1 pseudogene is annotated in these 257 nt (G+C 61.9%); it reads left to right on the top strand.

Annotated elements, in window-relative coordinates:
* Positions 1-257, top strand: a pseudogene (locus MiSe_RS50310) (hypothetical protein); the annotation flags it as partial.

The following is a 257-nucleotide window of genomic DNA, read 5'->3' on the forward strand; positions in this document are numbered from 1 at the left end:
GGCTGAGCCTGGGAACGAGTTTGGCGAGGCTGAGCCTCTGGGATCTTGTTCCCTGGCTGAGCCTGGGAACGAGTTAGGCGAGGCTGAGCCTCTGGGATCTTGTTCCCTGGCTGAGCCTGGGAACGAGTTAGGCGAGGCTGAGCCTCTGGGATCTTGTTCCCTGGCTGAGCCTGGGAACGAGTTTGGCGAGGCTGAGCCTCTGGGATCTTGTTCCCTGGCTGAGCCTGGGAACGAGTTTGGCGAGGCTGAGCCTCTGG

Origin of the sequence: Microseira wollei NIES-4236, from assembly GCF_020521235.1 — a bacterium.
Taxonomy (GTDB): domain Bacteria; phylum Cyanobacteriota; class Cyanobacteriia; order Cyanobacteriales; family Aerosakkonemataceae; genus Microseira; species Microseira wollei.